At 38.0% G+C, this 21076-nt stretch carries 20 protein-coding genes; 3 read left to right on the forward strand and 17 right to left on the reverse strand.

Going from position 1 to position 21076, the window contains the following annotated elements; genetic code table 11:
- Nucleotides 1-8: 8 nt before the first annotated feature.
- The 7 genes from ACYVM0_RS21300 to ACYVM0_RS21330 form a co-directional block, all read right to left on the reverse strand.
- Complete coding sequence (locus ACYVM0_RS21300) at nt 9-1244, reverse strand: hypothetical protein (RefSeq protein WP_460560473.1); 1236 nt, start codon at nt 1242-1244, stop codon at nt 9-11.
- 4 nt (nt 1245-1248) lie between these two features.
- Complete coding sequence (locus ACYVM0_RS21305) at nt 1249-1842, reverse strand: Pvc16 family protein (protein WP_460560475.1); 594 nt, start codon at nt 1840-1842, stop codon at nt 1249-1251.
- A gap of 524 nt (nt 1843-2366) precedes the next feature.
- Nucleotides 2367-3659: an alpha/beta fold hydrolase gene (locus ACYVM0_RS21310; RefSeq protein ID WP_460560477.1), complete on the reverse strand. Its 1293-nt coding sequence runs from the start codon at nt 3657-3659 to the stop codon at nt 2367-2369.
- Between the two features lie 10 nt (nt 3660-3669).
- A complete protein-coding gene (rsmI, locus tag ACYVM0_RS21315; protein WP_460560479.1) occupies nt 3670-4335 on the reverse strand; it encodes a 16S rRNA (cytidine(1402)-2'-O)-methyltransferase in 666 nt (221 codons plus the stop codon).
- A gap of 80 nt (nt 4336-4415) precedes the next feature.
- The gene (gene purS, locus ACYVM0_RS21320; RefSeq protein WP_460560481.1) at nt 4416-4661 is read right to left on the reverse strand and encodes a phosphoribosylformylglycinamidine synthase subunit PurS; all 246 of its coding nucleotides are present in this window, start codon (nt 4659-4661) and stop codon (nt 4416-4418) included.
- Nucleotides 4662-4663: 2 nt separating this feature from the next.
- Nucleotides 4664-5431, reverse strand: a complete 768-nt coding sequence (pssA, locus tag ACYVM0_RS21325; RefSeq protein ID WP_460560483.1) for a CDP-alcohol phosphatidyltransferase family protein — start codon at nt 5429-5431, stop codon at nt 4664-4666.
- A gap of 141 nt (nt 5432-5572) precedes the next feature.
- Nucleotides 5573-7993 carry a TonB-dependent receptor domain-containing protein gene (locus tag ACYVM0_RS21330; protein WP_460560485.1) on the reverse strand — a complete coding sequence of 807 codons (2421 nt, stop codon included), beginning with the start codon at nt 7991-7993 and terminating at the stop codon, nt 5573-5575.
- Between the two features lie 172 nt (nt 7994-8165).
- Here ACYVM0_RS21330 and ACYVM0_RS21335 point away from each other — a divergent pair, with 172 nt between their 5' ends.
- Nucleotides 8166-9200 (forward strand): sensor histidine kinase, encoded by a 1035-nt coding sequence (locus tag ACYVM0_RS21335; protein ID WP_460560487.1) that lies wholly within the window; start codon nt 8166-8168, stop codon nt 9198-9200.
- Nucleotides 9197-9895 (forward strand): LytR/AlgR family response regulator transcription factor, encoded by a 699-nt coding sequence (locus tag ACYVM0_RS21340; protein ID WP_460560489.1) that lies wholly within the window; start codon nt 9197-9199, stop codon nt 9893-9895. The genes ACYVM0_RS21335 and ACYVM0_RS21340 overlap by 4 nt, the downstream gene beginning before the upstream one ends.
- A gap of 93 nt (nt 9896-9988) precedes the next feature.
- Here the strand turns inward: ACYVM0_RS21340 and ACYVM0_RS21345 are convergent, their stop codons facing one another.
- Complete coding sequence (locus ACYVM0_RS21345) at nt 9989-11278, reverse strand: aminopeptidase P family protein (protein ID WP_460560491.1); 1290 nt, start codon at nt 11276-11278, stop codon at nt 9989-9991.
- A gap of 392 nt (nt 11279-11670) precedes the next feature.
- Between ACYVM0_RS21345 and pckA the strand changes: the two genes are divergently transcribed.
- On the forward strand, nt 11671-13275 hold the full coding sequence (gene pckA / locus ACYVM0_RS21350; protein ID WP_460560493.1) for a phosphoenolpyruvate carboxykinase (ATP): 1605 nt from the start codon (nt 11671-11673) through the stop codon (nt 13273-13275).
- 60 nt (nt 13276-13335) lie between these two features.
- On the opposite strand, the gene ACYVM0_RS21355 is transcribed toward pckA, so the two are convergent.
- The 9 genes from ACYVM0_RS21355 to ACYVM0_RS21395 form a co-directional block, all read right to left on the reverse strand.
- Nucleotides 13336-13905: a GNAT family N-acetyltransferase gene (locus ACYVM0_RS21355; protein ID WP_460560495.1), complete on the reverse strand. Its 570-nt coding sequence runs from the start codon at nt 13903-13905 to the stop codon at nt 13336-13338.
- Nucleotides 13906-13950: 45 nt separating this feature from the next.
- Nucleotides 13951-14607, reverse strand: a complete 657-nt coding sequence (locus ACYVM0_RS21360) for a CoA transferase subunit B (protein WP_460560497.1) — start codon at nt 14605-14607, stop codon at nt 13951-13953.
- A 10-nt stretch (nt 14608-14617) separates the two neighbouring features.
- Nucleotides 14618-15325, reverse strand: coding sequence for a CoA transferase subunit A (locus ACYVM0_RS21365; RefSeq protein ID WP_460560499.1), 708 nt, complete (start codon nt 15323-15325; stop codon nt 14618-14620).
- Between the two features lie 2 nt (nt 15326-15327).
- Nucleotides 15328-15708 (reverse strand): DUF4296 domain-containing protein, encoded by a 381-nt coding sequence (locus tag ACYVM0_RS21370; RefSeq protein ID WP_460560501.1) that lies wholly within the window; start codon nt 15706-15708, stop codon nt 15328-15330.
- Entirely contained in the window at nt 15705-16622 is a 918-nt protein-coding gene (gene porD / locus ACYVM0_RS21375) for a DUF4835 family protein (RefSeq protein ID WP_460560503.1), read from the reverse strand. Before porD ends, ACYVM0_RS21370 begins: the two co-directional genes overlap by 4 nt.
- Complete coding sequence (gene coaBC, locus ACYVM0_RS21380; protein WP_460560505.1) at nt 16615-17808, reverse strand: bifunctional phosphopantothenoylcysteine decarboxylase/phosphopantothenate synthase; 1194 nt, start codon at nt 17806-17808, stop codon at nt 16615-16617. The genes porD and coaBC overlap by 8 nt, the downstream gene beginning before the upstream one ends.
- An 82-nt stretch (nt 17809-17890) precedes the next feature.
- Nucleotides 17891-18232: a DNA-directed RNA polymerase subunit omega gene (locus ACYVM0_RS21385; RefSeq protein ID WP_460560507.1), complete on the reverse strand. Its 342-nt coding sequence runs from the start codon at nt 18230-18232 to the stop codon at nt 17891-17893.
- A complete protein-coding gene (locus tag ACYVM0_RS21390; protein WP_460560509.1) occupies nt 18201-19034 on the reverse strand; it encodes an outer membrane protein assembly factor BamD in 834 nt (277 codons plus the stop codon). The genes ACYVM0_RS21385 and ACYVM0_RS21390 overlap by 32 nt, the downstream gene beginning before the upstream one ends.
- A gap of 224 nt (nt 19035-19258) precedes the next feature.
- Nucleotides 19259-20902 carry an OmpA family protein gene (locus ACYVM0_RS21395; RefSeq protein WP_460560511.1) on the reverse strand — a complete coding sequence of 548 codons (1644 nt, stop codon included), beginning with the start codon at nt 20900-20902 and terminating at the stop codon, nt 19259-19261.
- Nucleotides 20903-21076 lie beyond the last annotated feature (174 nt).

Raw genomic sequence — 21076 nt, forward strand, 5'->3', positions numbered from 1 at the left:
TATAATTTTTAAGTGTCAATTTTTACATACATGTTGCAGGAAAAAAAACCTGTAGCTCCTTCCTGCTCAAAAACCAGTTGCGCTACTTCAGGATTTTTTAAAAACTTTATTTGTTTGCCCGTTGCCGTTTTAGTTGCAGTAAGTGTTGTTACCGGAGACTCAGTAATGGCAATGGCTTCGGCAGACTTTACCGCTGCAGCACTGCCCGGCAAAAAAACTTTCGGAGCTGCAGCGGAATCAGTCACACCAATATCGCCGTTTTGAGAAATGTATTTCCAGGTAACAGAACGGTTTTTAAACCAGATGCTGAACACCTGTTCCGGAATTTTTATATGCCCGCCCGAAGTAAGCAATTGAAAATCGGACGGTACTTTTTCAAAATGATGCAGTTCAATAATGCCAAATACGTTTTGCTTTACGGCATTGGCGTCCACATAAAGCCAGGTATCATCTTCACTGTTTACAACAATTCTGTATTTGCCCGGATCTTTTTTAGTAAGATCAATGCTTACTGTTACCTGGTTTTGTGCAAATGTTTTTTCAATTGTTTCAATAAGATGATCATACGTAAGATTCGGATCTGCTTTATTGATGCTGAATATTTTTATGATGATATTGCTGGCCGGTGTTTGTAATGTATAATTATAATTACCGCCGGTAATAGTCACTTCATCACTTTCATTCACATACGGATTATTAGCCGCCGCTTTTTGCCAGTAACTGGTATTGGTTATATCTTTTGATGCTACTGTACCATCGCTGCTGCGTACGGCTTCATAAAAATTATTATCTGGCCCTTTTACAATATTACCCGGCGCATACATTTTACCCAGCGTATGTGCCGCTATGGCATTTGACAGCGATAATACCGCACCGGCTTTATTTTTACTAAGGTTGCTGAAATAAAATCTCTTTCTTTCTGATTGTTTTAAAGCGATGGAAGTAAAATTTGAAAAATGAGGATGCTTTAATTGTAAATAAAATCTAAGGGTAAGCCCTTCTTTAAAATTAATGAACGGCCTCAGTTTAAAATCAGGAGGTGGCGTATCGTTCAACTCTTTTACAGCATTAATCACAGTAAGCAGTTTATTATTATAATTCTTATGCAACAGTTGCATATTCTTCATTTGCATGGCACAATCCTCCGACGGCACAATATCAAAATCGGTGCATTTATTTTCATGCCTGTTATAATAGTCATGTAACAATTGTATGGTAAATAAAGATTGAAACTGAACGCTCATAATATTAATTTTCTGCTACGCTGATATTTTTGATTAATTCTCCGGCACCTGATTGCAGGCTTTCATCAATTACCACCAGCCGCATTTTATATAAAACTGATGGCAGGTACTTGCCCCCCATTACTGCCCATAAATGATTCAGTTGTTCAAAACCCAGTGAATGCAATTCCATCAATAATTTTTCTATCCCGGCATCCAATGCCGGTGCATTACTGGCAGTAAAAACATTGCGATGCTGAAAAAAACGTATCACATAAGAAATATACAATAGCGCTTCTTCGTAATGATTGGTTGATTCCGAATCATTCTCTCCGTGATTGTATGCAAAAAGGCAATACAGGTTTAAATGAATAGGTGCATTTTTATACACTACTTTATTATCTTCTGTTTTGTAAAAATTATCCGGGTTTTTACTGATCCTGTCTTCCTCAATATTCACCAGCGAAAGAATAATTTTATTGGTACTGCCTCCGCCGCTTCCCTCCTGCAGGCGGGCAATATTATCCAGCACAATTTTACTGCTATCTGCAAACGACAATTTAGTGAGCAGGTAATTATTAATTTCCTCGGTAATAAACTTTAATGCCTTGTCAATCATTTTGTTTCATTTATTTTTCACCTCATCCTGTTTTCATAAACGCATAGCATTGCCATTGTGAATTTTTTCATTTTTTTAGAAAAAGGTTCACCCCGGAAAATTTTACAATTTTCTGCCATGCCTGTAACACGGTTTTGCTGTAGTTTATGAGGGAAGCAATTGCAGGAGAGTGGATTATTTTAATTACAACACAAGATTAGAGCATGTAAATTAATTTGTCAATACCCTAAACTGGTATTTTTTTAATTTAACAATTCGGTAAAATACAAGTGTAAATATGGAAGCGATGTTTTGAAAATACGTTTTACCCGATCCCCTGGAACTCTTTCCAGTAAAGGATTACAAGCCATTTATATTTTTTTAAAACCAGGTTCAGGAAGATGCGGCCTTTTGAAAAATAAAAAATAATCCTTTAAAAAAAAGTAGGCCTACGTTTACAAAATAGTGAAATTACGGTGGAGTTGTCGTCAACGAAAAAATATTTTTATTGCAGCCTTACAATTGAAAATATTTTTCAGAAAGAATTATTTTTTCAAAAAATCTATTACATAGGTATTAAAAAGCGAAGCATTTTCCCAGGGCAATTCATGTGAGGCTTTTGGCACAATCATTAGTGTAGCATTTGGAATATGGGCGGCAATGCCTTTGGTATGCTCTTCTTTAACCAGGTCTTTCTCTCCTGCTATAACCAATACTGGGCAACTGATGGATTGCAGTTCTTCAAATCTGTGCCTGGGCTCGGTAAGCAAAAGGTCAATACGGCGTATCCTTCCCGGTGCATCAGCAGCAGCATCACTTTCAAGCTCTTTTCTTTCTTTATACAACGATTTAAATATTGCTTCGTCTACAACCGTGTTATCAATAAATATTACCGCCCCCATTGTAATCAGCTTTTTTACTTTCCCGGGGTATTTCATCGCCATTATCAAACCCGTATTTCCACCATCACTCCATCCCAAAACATTTACACTGTCTAAATGCAAATGATCCAGCAAGGCATTCATATCATCTGCAAATAAATCGTAGGTATATCTTTTTCCATCATCGCCCGATCTCCCGTGTCCACGGGTATCTATAGCATACACGTGAAAGTATTTTGACAGTTCAGGAATTTGTAGCCGAAAAGAATTTATTGCCATTGAATTACCATGCAATAAAAGCAGTGGCTGGCCTGCGCCATATTCTTCATAATAAATTTTAATGCCGTTAACAGCAGCATACTTTCCGGTTGAATCATTATCGCCATAAGATAGCAATGAAATTAACGCACTGCCATCAACTTTACAGGATTGCTTACCCGAAAAAACATCGGCCTTTTCAAGCGAAGTTTTATACTGGTCTTTACCCATACTGTACATCCACGAATATTTAGCGGCGATGCTGTCTTCTTCAAAACCCGCATTTGCCAATGGCACTTCTTCCATTGTACCGGCAGTATTTTCTACCAGCAATTTAAAATCATCAAAGTAAAAAATACCGGGATTGCTATACCCGAATCCTATGGTCATATATCCGGCCGTTTTATCAATTTTACCCGAGAGGCTATATACTTTCCATTCACTGGCAACTATCGGATTGCCTGACATATTCTTATAAAACCCGCCTTTCTTATTCTCTTTGGTAACGGCAACCCACATGCCTGCCTGGGCATTTTTCTTTAATGCTATTACTTTGGCTGCTATTTGAACAATGAAATTTTTCCCGGCATAAGGCCTGGCATCGATCACCCGGTAGGTATTACCCCAGGTACTGGTTTCCTGGGCAAGGCAATTGGTATTAATAATAAAACAATAAAAGACCAGCCATTTAATTTTCATTGTAATACTTTTATTCTTTACCCTGCACTACAATTACAATTTCGCCCTTCACAGCTTTTTCATTAAAATGATCATGTACTTCCTGTAAGGTTCCTCTTTTATTTTCTTCAAATTTTTTAGTGAGTTCACGGCTTACGCAACATTGCCTGCCTGCACCAAAGTACTGTATAAACTCATGCAATGTTTTTACCAACCGCATCGGGCTTTCGTAAAACACCATTGTTCTTTCTTCTTCCGCTAATTTTTTCATCATGGTTTGCCTGCCTTTTTTTAAAGGCAAAAAACCTTCGAAACAAAAACTATTCATTGGCAAACCGCTATTCACCAATGCAGGCACAAATGCAGTGGCGCCGGGCAAACATTCTACACGGATATTATTTTTCACACATTCCCTCACTAATAAAAAAGCAGGATCGCTGATGCCCGGTGTACCGGCATCAGTAAGCAGGGCAATGGTTTTACCTGCTGCCATCTGTTCGGCCAGATGCGTCACTATTTTATGTTCGTTGTGCTGGTGGTAAGGAGAGACCGGCTTCTGGATCATATAATGATTCAGCAAAACTGAAGACGTTCGGGTATCTTCTGCTAAAATCAGATCAACAGATTTTAAAACTTCCACTGCCCTGAAAGTAAAATCAGCCAGGTTGCCTATGGGAGTGGGGATAATGTACAACATATGAGGATTTATGATTTTTGATTTATGATTTATGATGTTTGCTCTGCAAATCACACATCATAAATCTTACATCATAAATTTTATATCGCTGTTAATTCAAAATATTCCATTACCGGGTTGGCCAGTAATTTTTTTGCGGCTTCTTCGGCCACAACCAATGCCTCTTCTTTACTGCCGGCTTCTACCTGCAGGTCGATATGCTTACCTATTCTAACGTCGCCAACATTTTTAATGCCTAAATTCTGTAAGCCACCCATTACGGCCTTTCCTTGCGGATCTAACAGATCTTTCAATGGCATAACTTTAACCTGTACTGTATAAGTCATAATTATTTGTGTTTGTAAAGCAAAGATAAAATAATGTAGGCAATGAACACTACCGGTACAGCAAGCCAGTGCAATAAAAGGGCCGCCGCCAGTGCAATTACCAGCAAAACTACTTTGGGGATGTTATTTTTAAAAGTAAAATCTTTGAATTTGAGCGCCATTAAAGGCAATGTGGACACCATTAACCCGCTTACGAGTACAATTACAACATACAACACCCATTTGTTGGTCAACCATTCACTTACGTCAATAATGCTATTTCCATAATGCAATATCAATGGAAAAGATGCTATGAGCAGGCCGGCTGCCGGAATAGGCACTCCTTTAAATCCATAGGATTGTGAGCTATCGATATTAAACCTTGCCAAACGATAAGCACCGGCACATGCCACAAGAAAAGCAGGCAATAACCATACAATAGAAGTCTCTAAACCGTTTTCTTCTTTGATAAAGCTGATGCGTAAAAGCTGGTACAATATTACCGAAGGCGCTACACCAAAACTTACCACATCACTTAAAGAATCCAGTTGTTTACCCATTTCGGATGCAGCACCCAGAAGGCGGGCAACAAAGCCATCTAAAAAATCTACTATGGCCGCAGCAAAAATAAAATAAGAAGCAACAGCTATTTTTTCGGGAATGTTATAATGTGTGCTCAGGTCATTATCTACATAAATAGAAATGGTTTCTGTTTGCAAGGCAAATACAATGGCAATGCAGCCGAGAAATAAGTTAAGCAGTGTAAAAACATTGGGAATGTGTCGTTGCATATTGATTTACTACACCGTAATGAATGGGTTAAATTGATGCGTTGGCGCAAATTTAATACTTTATGGTATAGTAAAACATCAAAATTTAGCCCTCGTGGCCGGTGTCTTTACCGGTCACGGGGACTAAAACAATTCCTATACTTATAAATTCACCCTGTTCTTTTCTTCCTGCGAAGCTGAATTTCTCTGGCGGCTTGCTTTTACATTGGTATTGCCAAATTTATAATTGAAACTGAGGCTTACCCTTTTACCTTCCCATTGGTTGATCCATTTAATATTTAAATTATCACTTAAATACCTTGCCCGGTAGGCAGAAGGGCCAATGATATTGTTGAAATTTATTTTAATGGAAGCCTTATTATTCCATAACGATTTTTGAGCCCCCGCACTTACCATGTAACTGGCCCGTACCCTGGTGATACCATCCCTGTAAGGAGTACTGTAATAGGCGCTGGCTTGAATCTTTATTTTGTTTGGTAAACTAAATGCGTGCTCAGTGCCGAGATCCATACTAAAAAAGTTTTGATTAAACTCAAACTCAGGGTAAGTGGATTTTGAATTGCCGCCGCTGAAACTTACATTATTATCAATACTCCACCATTGATATGGTTGTGCACTTGCGCTTATATTAAATGCCATGTATGAAGAGTTGCCTACATTGGCTGTAATATTTCTTACCCTGCCGGTTACTTTATCCTGCAAAATAACATTGGTGCTTTGTGCCCTGGTATAACTGTAACTTAAAGTGCTGTATAAAAAATTGTTGTAGCTATGCTTTACTTCAAAGGATTGTGTAAAGCTGGGTTTTAAATTGGGGTTGCCTTCAAATTGTGTGTAGGGATCAACAAAATTAATGAACGGGTTAAGTGATTGATAAGATGGCCTGTTGATGCGGCGGGAATAACTTACGTTCCAGGTATTTTTTTCATTTTGTTTGTAAGTTAAAAATGCACTGGGAAATAAATTGGTGTAGCTGCTGTCTTTTACCTGGTTAAGTGTTATGCTATTGCCTGTATAATCCGTATTTTCTACTCTTACACCCATTTGCAGACTGATCTTTTTCCAGTCTTTGGTAAAATTAAAATAGCCGGCAAAAATCTTCTCGGTATAAATAAAAGTGTTGGTGCGGTTATTGTCTTTTATCCAGGTATTATTGTTTAGAGAATCTACCTGTAGGTAATTTTTATTTTCTACATCGCTGGCTTTGGCTCCGGCTTCAATTTTAAAACCGGCATTGTACACTTTAGTAAAATCTGCTTTTGCTGTTTTTATAAAAATATCTGCCGGGCTTGCATTTCTGAAAGTATAGGGATCACGGTAACTATTGTTATTGGCATCTTTAAAATTATTGTAGTTATAATCTTCAGCAGTTCTTTTAAATGTTACATAGTCTACATCAAAACTCAATTCGCTGCCCAGGCTGTCAATGGTTCTTTTAAGGTTTACATTATAACTGATGCTGTTTGTTCTTTCTTCATAATTTTTTACTGTAACAATACTATTTAACAATTGCCTGTTCTGGTTGCTGAAAATGGTATTATTATCTGTAACTGTTTTTTCATGTTCGCCATTACCTTTAATTAAAAAACCAATGATAGTTTTTTTGCTGAGATTAAAATCTGCACCCACTTTAAATGAATTCCACACTGTTTTTGGGTGCCAGTAATTATCTCTGTCCTGGTAAGTAACTGTTCCATTATTATCCACAATACTATTGTAAGTAAGTTTATTAAAACTATTGCTGTACCCGATAAAACCATCACTGAAAATATTCACGTTTTTATTGCGGTGATTGATCGAGGCCGAAGAATTTACTTTAGGATACCTGCCATAACCACTACCAAAAGTATAACTGCCATTAGTACCATACTGCTTATTTTTTTTCAATCTGATATTGATAATTCCTGTTAAACCTGCTGCATCATATCTACTACCGGGATTACCAATAATTTCAATTTTACTGATGGCATCAGCCGGCAGGTTTTTCAAATATTGCGTCAGTTGCTCACCGGATAAATAAAAAGGCTTGCCGTCTACATAAATAGTGGCAATACCACCTTTCAGTTTTAAATTATCATCCTTATCAACAGTTACCGCCGGAGCTTTTTTAATTAATTCAAAAGCCGAATTACCAACGGCCACAATACTGTTCTCTACATTTAAAACAGTTTTATCCGCCTGTATTTCTATAAATTTTTTCTTTGCCTGCACTACCACTGCTTTATTGGTCTCAAATTTTTCCTGTAAGGTAATAACCGGCATATTTATAGTAGTTGTTGCAGAGTCAACCACTACTGTTGCAGAAGTATATGGGTCAAATCCGCTGTTGGATACCAGCAACTTATACGTTCCGTTTGTTTTAACGGCAATACTAAAATTTCCAAGACTGTCGCTAACAGAACCTTTTACAGTTTTATTATCTGCAGCAGTTACCAATGCAATATTGGCAAACGGAACGGGAACATTTTTTGCGTTGGTTACTTTACCGCTAATTACTTTCTGCTGGCAAAAAACGGCTACGCAGGAAAAGCTAAACAAGAGGGTGATCAATAATTTGTTCATGGCTATAATTTAATGATGCCGTAAAATTGCAATATCTTTTTTTCGCTTCAGGGAGCTTTTATACCAACCCTACCTTATTTCCGTTCAATCACTTGCTTAGGTTTGGTCGGATAAAAAAGGGCGTTGGCAGATATAGCAGCCGGGTTAAAGCTTTTGCCACTATTTTTATGGTATGAAAAAATGGGTAAAAATATTATTACATACAGTTTTCTGGTTTTACATTTTTGCATGGCACAATGTTATAGGCAGTTTTTTTACCGCAGATGCATGGCGTGGCATACGCTATTATTTAGACCCTCTGGCCATTAGCCACTATATTTTATTTACGTTCACTTTTTACTTTAATTACTTCTTTATCCTGCCGGTATATTATAAAACCAATCAGATAGCTAAAGCATGGGTTTCGTGGGTGCTGCTGCTATTGGCCTTTATAGGGCTCAGGTATGTATTCCAGGAAGTACTATTTTTAAAATGGTTTGGCATAAAGAATTATTCTGAGGGTACCTCAATAGGGTTTTATATTTACGACAATATCTATTTTGGCGGCTTGCTGATTGTTATGAGTGTGTTGTTTTGGGTAATAGACGACAATATAAAATCTCAAAAAGAAAAGTACTTGTTAATGGAAGAAAAAAAATCTGCCGAGCTTGCTTTTTTAAAAAACCAGGTGAACCCTCATTTTATTTTTAATACCCTCAACAATATCTATGCGTTGGTAAGCAGCAATTCCGATAAAGCATTACCCAGTATTGAAAAACTATCGCACCTGATGCGCTACATGTACAAAGACAGTGATGCCCAACAGGTAAGTTTGCAAAGGGAAATAGAATACATCAACAGTTTTATAGAATTGCAAACTATCAGGCTGAGCAATAAAGAAAGTATACAATACCATTTTGAAGGAAATATAAACAATCAAACGATTGCTCCTTTGCTGCTCATCCCTTTTATTGAAAACATGTTTAAGCATGGCGTATTAAACAATATTGAAAAACCATTGCAGATAAAAATAACTGTGGCGGATAATAACCTAAGTTTATACACCAGCAACTATATCAACAAAAATATAAAAGACAATTCATCGGGTATCGGGTTAAACAATGTAAAAAAAAGGCTGGCACTATTATACCCCAAGCATATTTTAGCCATACAGCAGGATGAAAATATTTATCAGTGTAACTTGCAGCTAAACCTTGATAAAAAATGAACTGTGTAATTTTAGACGATGAGCCGCTGGCAGTGGAATTACTGAGCCAATACGTGGCAGACACCGAAAACTTATCGCTCAGCTTTGCCACCACAGATGCCTTTGCAGCCATACAATTTATTCAGAAAAATGAAGTGGATATTATTTTTTTAGATGTGCAGATGCCCGAGCTATCCGGCATACAGGTCTTAAAAATTATCGGCAATAATTACAAGGTAATTTTTACCACGGCTTATACCGATTATGCTTTGGAAGGTTATGATTATAATATTACAGATTACTTACTGAAACCTATTACACGGGAACGGTTTTTAAAAGCCGTTGATAAAGCGCTGGCAACCGGCACTATTACTCCCATTAAAAGTACCGGCGCTGATAATGATTTTATTTTTATAAAGTCGGATAGTAAAATGATCAAAGTAAATCTTAATGAAATTCTTTTTATTGAAGGATTAAAAGATTACATCAGTATACAAACAACAAAAGAAAAATTAATTACCCTGCAAAACTTAAAAACACTGGAGCAGCATCTTTCAGGTACGCAATTTATGAGGGTACACAAATCATATATAGTAGCATTGAATAAAATCGATACCATCGAAAAGAACAGGATATTCATTGGCTCAGAAGTGATTCCTGTTGGAGAAACTTATAGGGATATATTTTTAAAACGGATTGAAGGCAATAAACTGTGATGTACAACAGGTTTACTACCCGTTTAATGATATTGCAAAAAGCCCTCACAGTTTTGAAACTGCAAGGGCTTTAATTTTATAAAGTGATTCTTCTTATTTCTTCATCAACGCCTCAATTTCTTCCACTGTTATCGGGATATTTTTCATCAGGTCTTTATTACCATTCCTGGTGATCCAGAAATTATTTTCGATCCTCACGCCCATTTGCTCTTCTTCAATATAAATGCCCGGCTCAATGGTAAATACCATTCCTGCTTTTATCGGTTCAGTCCTCGTTCCAAGGTCATGTACATCAATACCTAAATGATGAGAAATGCCATGGTATAAATATTTTCTGTAGGCCCTGTTTTCCGGATCTTCATTTTTTACATCACTCTTGCGGATCAACCCGATCTTTAAAAATTGTTGGGTAGCTTCCTCGCCTACTTTTTCTGTATAATCAATAATGCTGATGCCGGGTTTTAAAATACTGGCAGCATAATGATGCAAATGCAAACAGGCATTGTACACTGTTTTTTGCCTGCGGCCAAATTTGCCGTTTACGGGGATGGTCCTGGTTAAGTCGGCACAATAATTACCATACTCTGCACCAAAGTCCATCAATATCAATTCACCGTCTTTACATTCACGGTTATTCTCTACATAATGTAATGTACGTGCCCTGTCGCCGCTGGCAATAATGCTGCCGTATGCCGGCCCTGCACTTCGCTGCTTCATAAATTGATGGTATATCTCCGCCTCAATCTCATATTCCATTACACCTGGCTTAATAAACTGCAGCAAATGGCGGAAAGTAGTATCGGTTATATCAATGGCTTTCTGCAATACTTCTACTTCCAACGCAGATTTTATTGCTCTTACTTCTTTTAAAATTTTTGCACTGCGTTTATAATTATGTAAAGGATAACGCTGCTTCATCATTTCGGCATAGCGGTAATCTCTTACCGGCACCAGGTTTGCTTTACGGTCGTTCTCATTGCTGTTCAGATAAATGGTATCTGCCCAATGTATCCATGGCTGCAATACGCCATCCAATGTATCTAACCAGATAATTGTGGTAATGCCTGATATTGCAGTGGCTTCATGCGTTCTTAGCCTGTGGCCGTCCCATTTTTCTTTCAATTCATTCGGACGTACCAGCACCAGTACTTCCCTGTATTTAGGATCAGGATTATCCGGGTACAATATCAGCATGGTATCTTCCTGCTCAATACCCGTAAGCCAGAGCAGGTCGCTGTTTTGTTTAAACTTATGAATAGCATCACCATTCATAGGCAATTCGTCATTGCTGTTAAAAATGGCAATAGCGTTCTTTTCCATTTTATCGGTGAACCTTTTGCGGTTATCAATAAAAATTGCTGCATTTAAAGGAAGGTATTTCATGCGTAGTCGTTTATAGTGCAATATACATTTTTGGAATCTTTTCAGCTGCTTTCACTTACATCGCAGAGAAAGCCGCTGAGAATACACAAATTATTACAATTTAACTGGTTATTGGATAAACCCAGCCAATATTTAATTCAACAAAATATAATAAATGCCTTGTCTGCGAAAACAGCGTAATCAACGGGCCAATTAAAAAATATTCAATGCATTCAACTATTTCACCACAATATTCGAGGATTTTTAATAAAATACACAATATTTGAATTTACGCAATCGTTTGCGTGTAATGATTTCAATCTCATTCATTCTGCAAATTGGTGGCTGAAAACCACATACTATACCTTTGCGGGAACGATTGCATAAAACTAAACCAAAAAAAATTTCTTGCCATGTCAGTACCAACAATGATTGCCCTACCCAAAAAGGCTTTGGTCAATTTGGGTTTAAAATTATCCGGGGATGTACACTACCAATTATCACCTGAAGAATTAACCCATCAAACCATACAAAGAGGCGAAGGTGTTTTAAACGATACCGGCGCTTTAGTCATCAACACCGGCAAATTCACCGGCCGCAGCCCTAAAGACAAATTCACCGTAAAAGATGCCATCACTGAAAATACAGTGCACTGGAACGATTTTAATATTGCCATTGAAGAAAAATACTTTCTGCAGCTGAAAACCAAAATGCTGCAATATTTAGGGGATAAAGAAATTTGGGTACGTGATTGTTACGCCTGCGCCGATGAAAAATACAAACTGAGTTTAAGGGTGATTAATGAACAACCTTCGGCAAATTTATTTTGCTACAATATGTTCATCCGCCCCAATGAAAATGATTTGGATAATTTTGCACCGCAATGGCACATTATACAGGCCCCTGGTTTTAAAGCCAACCCATCTGAAGATGGTACAAGAGCAGAAAATTTTGCCATACTCAGCTTTACGCACAAAACTATTTTAATTGGTGGCACAGGATATACCGGCGAAATGAAAAAGGGCATTTTTACCATGCTCAACTTTGTATTGCCACACAAAGACAATGTATTAAGTATGCACTGTAGCGCCAACATGGGTAAAAATGGAGATACCGCAGTATTTTTTGGTTTAAGCGGCACCGGCAAAACAACATTAAGCGCCGACCCTAACCGATTATTAATTGGTGATGATGAGCATGGCTGGACCAATGACGGTGTATTTAATTTTGAAGGTGGCTGTTATGCAAAAACCATCGATCTGAGTGAAGAAAAAGAGCCCGAAATTTATAACGCCATCAAACCGGGAGCATTGGTTGAGAATATCACTTTTATAGATGGCACTAATAAAATTGATTTTAGCAGTAAAAAAATAACTGAAAATACAAGAGTTAGTTACCCGTTAGATTTTATCAGTAACGCTTTAGAACCTTCCATTGGAAAAATACCAAAAAATATTTTCTTTTTAACCTGCGATGCGTATGGTGTTTTACCACCTATCAGCAAATTATCTCCGGGCCAGGCCATGTACCAGTTCATCAGCGGTTATACAGCCAAGGTTGCCGGTACCGAAGCCGGGGTTACCGAACCTAAGTCCACTTTCAGTGCCTGTTTTGGTGCACCGTTTTTACCATTACATCCTGCTCAATATGCCGAGATGCTGGGTAAAAAAATGAAAGAACACAATGTAAAAGTATGGCTGGTTAATACCGGCTGGAGCGGTGGTCCCTATGGCATAGGCAAGCGCATGAAATTAAGTTATACAAGAGCCATGATCACTGCGGCATTGGAAGGTGAACTGGATGCGGTGGAATATGATACCACACCATGGTTCAAATTGTCTATACCTAAAACCTGCCCTAATGTGCCTTCAGAAATATTAAGTGCCAGAAATACCTGGCCCACACCCGAGGCATTTGATAAAAAAGCAAGAGAACTTGCTGCAGAATTTGTAAAAAACTTTGAAAAATATGCCAGCGGCGCTAATGAAGAAATATTAGCCGCAGCACCAAGAGTATAATACCAACACAAACTAGGATTGCATGCCAGCTATCCCTCCGGTTAATTCCGGGGGGATTTTTTATTTTTTTCTGAAACAGCTTAAGGTATAATTAAAGTCTAATTCCTTATACAACTCAAAACCCATTTTTTTATACCAGCTGATATTTCTTTCGGTGGAGGTTTCCAAATAAATAGCCTTGTTGCAAGTTGTTGCGTAGTCGCAGATTTGTTCTAATAAGAGAGAACCTGCTCCCTTTCCCTGTTCACTCTTATTAACCGTTATATACCACAGGTAAAAAATATTTTTATCCGGATGCAACGCATTTATTTTCTTTTCCCTGCCTAAAGCTTTTTTAATATTTGTAAAACCGATGCATTGCAGTATTAATTTGATGTCTAATACTATAGATTGTAAACCGGTTTTCTTTTTATCGGGGTAAACAATAAGTGCGCAGGCTGACCTGTTTTCATTGACAAATATCTCGCCGGATCTGTTGCAGATTTCAAAAGAATACTCCATCAGGGCTTTTATCCGTTGTTTCTTTTTGTCATCCTGCGGAATAATATAATTTACACTTTTATTCTCTTCAAATCCTTCTACCAATAAATTTACTACAAACGCTTTATCCCTGGTTCCGGCTTTGATCATAAAATTCATTTTCCATTTATAATCCGCAATTAACTGGATGGGTGTTTAGAATGCCATTTCCTTTATCTCCCCTTCAACTATTAATTTCCCGGCAGTTTTAGCAACAATTTCTTCTACACTTACTCCCGGGGCTCTCTCCAATAATCTAAAACCATTATCGGTTACTTCCAAAACTGCTATCTCTGTTACTATTTTTTTTACACAGCGTTTACCCGTAAGCGGTAGGCTGCATTGCGGCAGCAACTTACTTTCTCCCTTGGGGTTGGTATGCATCATCGCCACAATAATATTTTTTGCACTGGCCACCAGGTCCATCGCACCGCCCATTCCTTTTACCATTTTCCCGGGAATTTTCCAGTTGGCAATATCACCCTTTTCACTTACCTCCATGGCGCCTAAAACCGTTAAATCAACTTTACCTGCACGTATCATTCCAAAACTCATGGCACTATCAAAAAATGCAGAGCCGGGCACCGTGGTAATAGTTTGTTTTCCTGCATTAATAAGGTCAGGATTTTCTTGCCCTGCAACAGGAAAAGGTCCCATACCCAGTAAGCCGTTTTCACTTTGCAACACCACATTAATACCTGCAGGAATATAATTAGCTACTAATGTTGGTATACCAATGCCCAGGTTAACATAGTAACCATCTTTTAATTCCTGTGCAATACGTTGGGCTATTTGTTCTTTTGATAAAGCCATTTCAGGTAGTTTAGGAGTTTAAAGATGCCGGCCTTGTTGTTCTTTGCTCAATTCTTTTCTCATAATGCGCTCCTTTAAAAATACGGTGTACATAAATACCCGGTGTATGAATATGATTGGGGTCCAGCTCACCGGCAGGAACCAACTCTTCAACTTCTGCAATGGTTATTTTGCCGGCCATTGCCATTAAAGGATTAAAATTTCTTGCGGTGGCGGCAAAAATTAAATTACCATCAGTATCCCCCTTCCATGCCTTTATAAGTGCAAAATCTGCATCAAAAGCATACTCCATCAAATACTCCTTGCCGTTGAATATCCTGGTCTCTTTTCCTTCAGCTACTTCTGTTCCCACACCTGCAGGTGTAAAAATTGCGGGCATGCCATAACCTGCAGCCATACAACGTGTAGCTAAAGTGCCTTGTGGTATCAGCTCCACTTCCAGTTCACCACTTAATAATTGCCGTTCAAATTCTGCATTTTCACCAACGTAAGAAGAGATCATTTTCTTTACCTGCTTCTGCTGCAGCATAAGGCCAATGCCAAAATCATCTACACCTGCATTGTTGGAGATGCAGGTGAGGTTTTTTACTTTTTTTTCTACCAAAGCTGTAATGCAATTCTCAGGTATTCCGCATAAGCCAAATCCTCCCAGCATGATTACAGCATTATCTTTAATGCCTTCAATTGCTTCGGTTGCGTTTTTGTATACTTTATTCATTACTACTCTTTCTTTAGTGTATCCCTGAATTTTTTCCCTCTTGTATCAATAAATTTATCCCGGGTGGCTTTATTTATCATGCTATCCAGTATGGTTTGCATTAACTCCGGGTGTGTTTTATAAAATTCATAGCTTTTATAAAATTCATCCCTGGATACTTTGTGTACTGTAAATATTTGCTGCTGCAGTTTTACATTTTCTGCCTCCGGCTTTTTAGAAGAATCCCTGGTAATAAAATTAAAGGTAAATGCATCTGCTCGTAAAACATCCCACAATACCGTTTGCATTTTGGCCGGTTTTAAAATCCCCTTGGGTATTTCATTTTTATTTCCGCAGGAAGATAAAAAAAGAACACTTAGCAATACAATGTTTTTCAGCGTCATTTCAGCTCATCTTTATATTTATTGGCATTGGTAACATCCATTTTCTGCAATAATTCCGATGCCCTCGCTTTATCCTGTTGTGGTGCTTTTGAAAAAAGTTTGATCAGCTCAGTTGATTTTCCCTGGAAGAAAAACTGGTTGATCATTTTATTAGGATTATCAGTATTAAAATTATTCAGCAGGTTCAGCACATTCATTACTTCGGCCCTTGCAGTATTTTCATCCTCATAAAATTTATCCATACCCAGGCGGTAATAATTATAATACACATCATGCATAATGGTATAGCGGCTGTTCTGCATATTCTCCACCAGCCAGTAACGGTTACGGGTACCGTCAAAAGCTTTCCAGCCCGAAATGCCCCGGCCATCAGGCGCATTGTTTACGATGTTCTGTGCTTTTTGAAAATAGGTATCACCGCCATGCTGCGAAAATGAATCATAGTCAAAAGCCAGTATCATGTAAGCATAATAGGCAAATACAGCCGTAAGGTTTGATGCCTGTGCGTCTGAACCTGTTACACGGTTTTCATTAAAATCAAGTTGTTGAAATTCTACATACTTAAAAGTAATGCTCTCATCCCTGAAATTAATGATGGGGGAAAGATATGAAGTATTAAAAATGGGCCTTGCTGCCTGTATAGTTAAGCTGGCATTATATACATTGGTTTCTGAAGTGGCTTCCAGATTCAATAAAAAATTACAATCTATTTTTTCGTTGGGTAGAAAATTATCGCCGGTCCATTTCCGGTTATTCATAAAATTATTCAGTGCCGTTTGCAGTGTTTTAAATACACCCGGGTTAACCGAATTACCTACCTGGCTGCTTACTATAGAAATAGTAGCTCTTAACTCCTGTGCCTGCGAAAGCCCGGTAATAAAAACAAGCAGGATCAAAAAAAACAATTTACGCATGTAGTAATTTAATAATAGTGTTTACAATATCTTTTGCCACTTCCTGCTTTGATTTGGTATCAAAATGATACTCCTTCCCCTCCCTGTCAAAAATAGTGATTTTGTTTGTGTCATAGCCAAATCCTGCACCACTGTCATTTAAAGAATTCAAGACAATCATGTCGGCATTTTTAGTCTGCAGTTTTTTTAATGCATATGCTTTTTCATTGTTGGTTTCCAACGCAAACCCTACCAGCAATTGTTTAGCTGTTTTCTTTTCGCCCAGCGATTTTAAGATATCCTTTGTCTTGGTTAATTCAATAGTAAAACTATCCTCGTTCTTTTTTATTTTTTCGGCAGCAATATTTACCGGGGTGTAATCTGCCACAGCAGCACTCATCACTGCAATATCCATATTGTCAAAACGGCTTATGCAGGCTTCGTACATTTCACCGGCCGATCTTACCTTTACCACAGTAATATTTTCCGGCACCGGAACGGACGACGGCCCCAATACCAGGGTAACATCAGCTCCACGGTTTTTCATTTCCCCGGCTAAGGCAATGCCCATCTTTCCCGAAGAATGATTGCCTATGAACCTAACAGGGTCCAGGGCTTCATAAGTAGGTCCGGCCGTTACTAAAATTTTTTTACCCTTTAGTTCGACTTGATTTGAAAAAAAACTATTTAGCCAGTCAACAATATGCTCAGGCTCTGCCATTCTCCCTTCGCCAATTAATCCACTGGCTAACTCCCCGTTTGCCACGGGAATGATGTGGTTGTTAAATGAGCTTATTTTTTTCAGGTTGTCTTTTGTAGAATGGTGGTGCCACATATCTTCATCCATTGCCGGCGCTACCACCACCGGGCATGTGGCAGAGAGATAAACTGCCATCAGCAGATTATCACATAAACCATTGGCCATTTTAGCCAGTGTGTTGCAGCTTAATGGTGCCATCAACATTATATCGGCCCAGCGGCCAAGCAGTACATGGTTGGCCCAGGTATCGTTATTGGCAATATCAGAGAGTACTTCATTTTTAGATAAAGTAGATAAAGTAAGAGGCGTCACAAAATCCTTTGCCGCAGTGGTCATTATTACTTTTACTGCTGCACCATGCTTTACCAGTAACCTTACCAATACCGCAGCTTTATAAGCAGCAATACTGCCTGAAACACCTAATATAATTTTCTTTCCTTGTAGCATAAAAAAATCCCGTCTCCAACTTTGGAGACGGGTTAAAATTATAACTTCTTCTGTTAATAATATTGCTAATTTATTGCTTTTCTTAGCTAAACAGGTCTTCGTCATTTTTACGGAAGTACACTTTATCTTCCATAAATTCTGTTGTTGCTAATAACGCCGGGTTAGGCATACGCTCGTAAGCCTTAGAAATCTCAATCTGCTCTTTATTTTCATGAATTTCTTCCAGGCTGTCGGTATGGCTGGCAAATTCCTCCAGTTTATTATGCAACTCTTCTTTAACGGTGATATTGATCTGGTTTGCCCTTTTTGCAATTATGGCAATAGATTCATACACGTTACCGGTCTTTTGCTTAATATCATATAAACTTTTAGGTTCTACCGAACTGCTGGTATTACCGCTTAACTGACGACGTAGTTTGCTCATTTTTTATTTCTTTAATGTGATTTTGACTTAAATTACTATAGCTTTCAGCTTCTTTCAATAATTTGCTTTCCGGGTAGCGGTCTGCAAAATCCTGGTATTCACTGATCACTTTTTCAAAACGTTCAATTTGTTTATCTTCAAAACTCAGCTTGGCAAATTTATACCAGGCTTTAACAATTTTTAATTTATACTCATCGCCGCTTGGAGACTCAGGATAATTGTTCATTAGGTTCCCAAAAGCAAGGGCAGCTGCCCTGTACTGCCCAAGGTTGTAATACAACTCCGCAGAACGATACTCCTTTTGTTCAAGCTTTATCCTGCACTTATCAATAATTTCAGTAGCTTCTTTAATACGTGCCGATCCCGGGTGGGTATTAATAAAAGTCTGCATCATTCCAATTGCCTTGGTAGTATTTACCTGTTCCAGTTCCAGCTTTGGCGATTGCTTATAAAAACAATAAGCATGCAGGTAATCTACTTCTTCAGCTTTAGGGCTATTAGGAAAAACTTCCAGGAAACCTTTGAATAATTGCTGTGCCTGCAGGTAATCCTTCATATAATAAAAGCAATAGGCATCCTTATAATACAACTCCTCAAACTTAACTGTGCCTTTAAATACCGGGAACAATTCCTCGTATAATTGCTGTGCTACTTTATATTTCTTTTTGGCAAAGAACTCGTCGGCCATCTTTAGCTTATACTCATAGTCTTTACTTTTATACACTTTGTTATACTTATTATTACAGGATACTGCAATAATCAATAGAACCAGGCCCGTCAATACAATCTTAGTTACTCTCATATAAAGGAATGCAAAATTAATGGAATTTAGTCAAAAATGCCAGTAAATAAACAATCAGCCAAAAATTGCTAGTTAAGACTTTGATAAATAGCGGTTAGTTGATGTTCCATTGGTTGGCAATTCTAACAAATATGAGCCATAAATTATCAAGTGTTTGCAAAAAAAAGCCCTCCCGAAACCGGAAGGGCTATCATTGAGCAAAAAGTGAAATGTTTGAAAATCTATTAGTTAGATTTTATATCAACTGTATTCTCACTGCCAGGATTAACTTCACAATTAGTTGTGATCCTGTCATTTGAAATACCACCAGTTTCAACCAGGTATTTTCTGATTGCTTCTACTCTCTTATTACAATTGTTCTGAGAGGCTTTAGAAGTACCTGAATAACCAGTAACTGTAATAGTACAAGTAGGGCTTGCTTTTAATTTAGCAGCTGCTGTAGAAAGCATTGCTTTAGCATCTGAATTTAAATTGATGCTGCTGCCTTTAAAAGTAAGGCTTGGTAAATCCTGAGGACAAACTTTTGGTGGATCAACTTTGCTTGTGCAACAAGCCGGATCAGGACAATGACCTACACCATCAGCATCAACTGGCTGGCAAGAAGTTGGAGTAATTAACTCTTTATCTTTACAATCAGGAACGCCGTCACCATCAGTATCCGCTGTAACACCATGAGTGTTAACAGGGCAACCTGCAGGAGTATTTGGTTCTCTGTCTAAGTGATCGCAAACACCATCACCATCAGCATCAGGACATTCCGGTTTCGGGATCTTAACATTGCGATGGTTCATTAACTCGTCGTAAGCATAATCCAATGGATTCTGCCACCATAATGGTTCTACAGATTTAGCGCCTAAGTTAAAGTTTAAACCTATTGAAGCGTAGTTATATGAATCAAAATCACCAGTTAAAGAAGCATCGCCCCAGGCCTGCTCCTGCCATTGCTGTCCATCAAGTAAATCATCTTTGGTAAATGTCCACCTGTCTTCAATAGCTAAATTTACTCTCTTGCCTAATTTAAAGGCAACACCAGCTAATACAGTACCAGATGGCTTTAAAGTATTCTTACCGATTTTCGGACGACGTGAACCCTGATTTTCAGCAGGTGTTTCGTAGGTTTTATCCATTCCGTTTTTCAGTGCTTTCAACACGTCTTTACGGTTGGTATATGTGCCACTTCCTAAGCCATTGAATAGAGCCCGGTAAGGGTTACCATTTGCATCTAATGCATTAACTGCAGTATTATATAAAGTAGCTCCGATACCACCACCACCATATAACACAATACCTGTTTTTTGTTTGTGGAAGCGGATATTATTTAAAGTAACAATTCCCTGAAGGCCTAAGTCTTGTACTTTAGTTTTGTAGTTATAATAAACCTGGTCTAATGTTGCAGAGGTATTACCAGCACGGTCAGTTGCAGCAATTACGCCTGTACCAAGCCTTTCAGGTGAAAAATAACGTTTACCGGCAGGTAAATTTAAATTCCAGGCCTCATTTTTACCAAAATTGCTTGATGCCAACCAGTTTTGGCCTTTACCAACAGTATTGATGTATTGCAACCTTAAAGAGAAAATATAACCAAAGGCTTTTCTTACATGTACACCAAAATTAGGTGCTGTAAAAGCTTTTGCGGCAACATCACCACTAACAGTGAAAATACCGGTAGAAACACCTACTTCCCATTGGTTACGTGGCTTAGCTGGAAAATTATACGATTTATTCCAGAATTCGTTTTGCTGCGGCATCCTTTTAGCAGGAATAACAGAGGAATCATAAACACTTCCACTTCCTCCAACCTGGGCAAATGCACCCACGGCAAGGAACATAAAAGCGCTTAATAAAAATTTGTACTTTTTGCTTGTCATAACTTAATAATTAATAAAATTTCTAAATGTGTACGAGTTGATTTTACTGCAAAAATATCGAATGAGAGTTATAAACCAAAATTTTTAATATTTAATTTTAGTTACCAAACTACCCATAAGATACTGTATTTAAATAGTTAAAGACGTCATATTCAGACAATTCGTTGCAATAAA

Source organism: Ferruginibacter profundus (genome assembly GCF_054783275.1).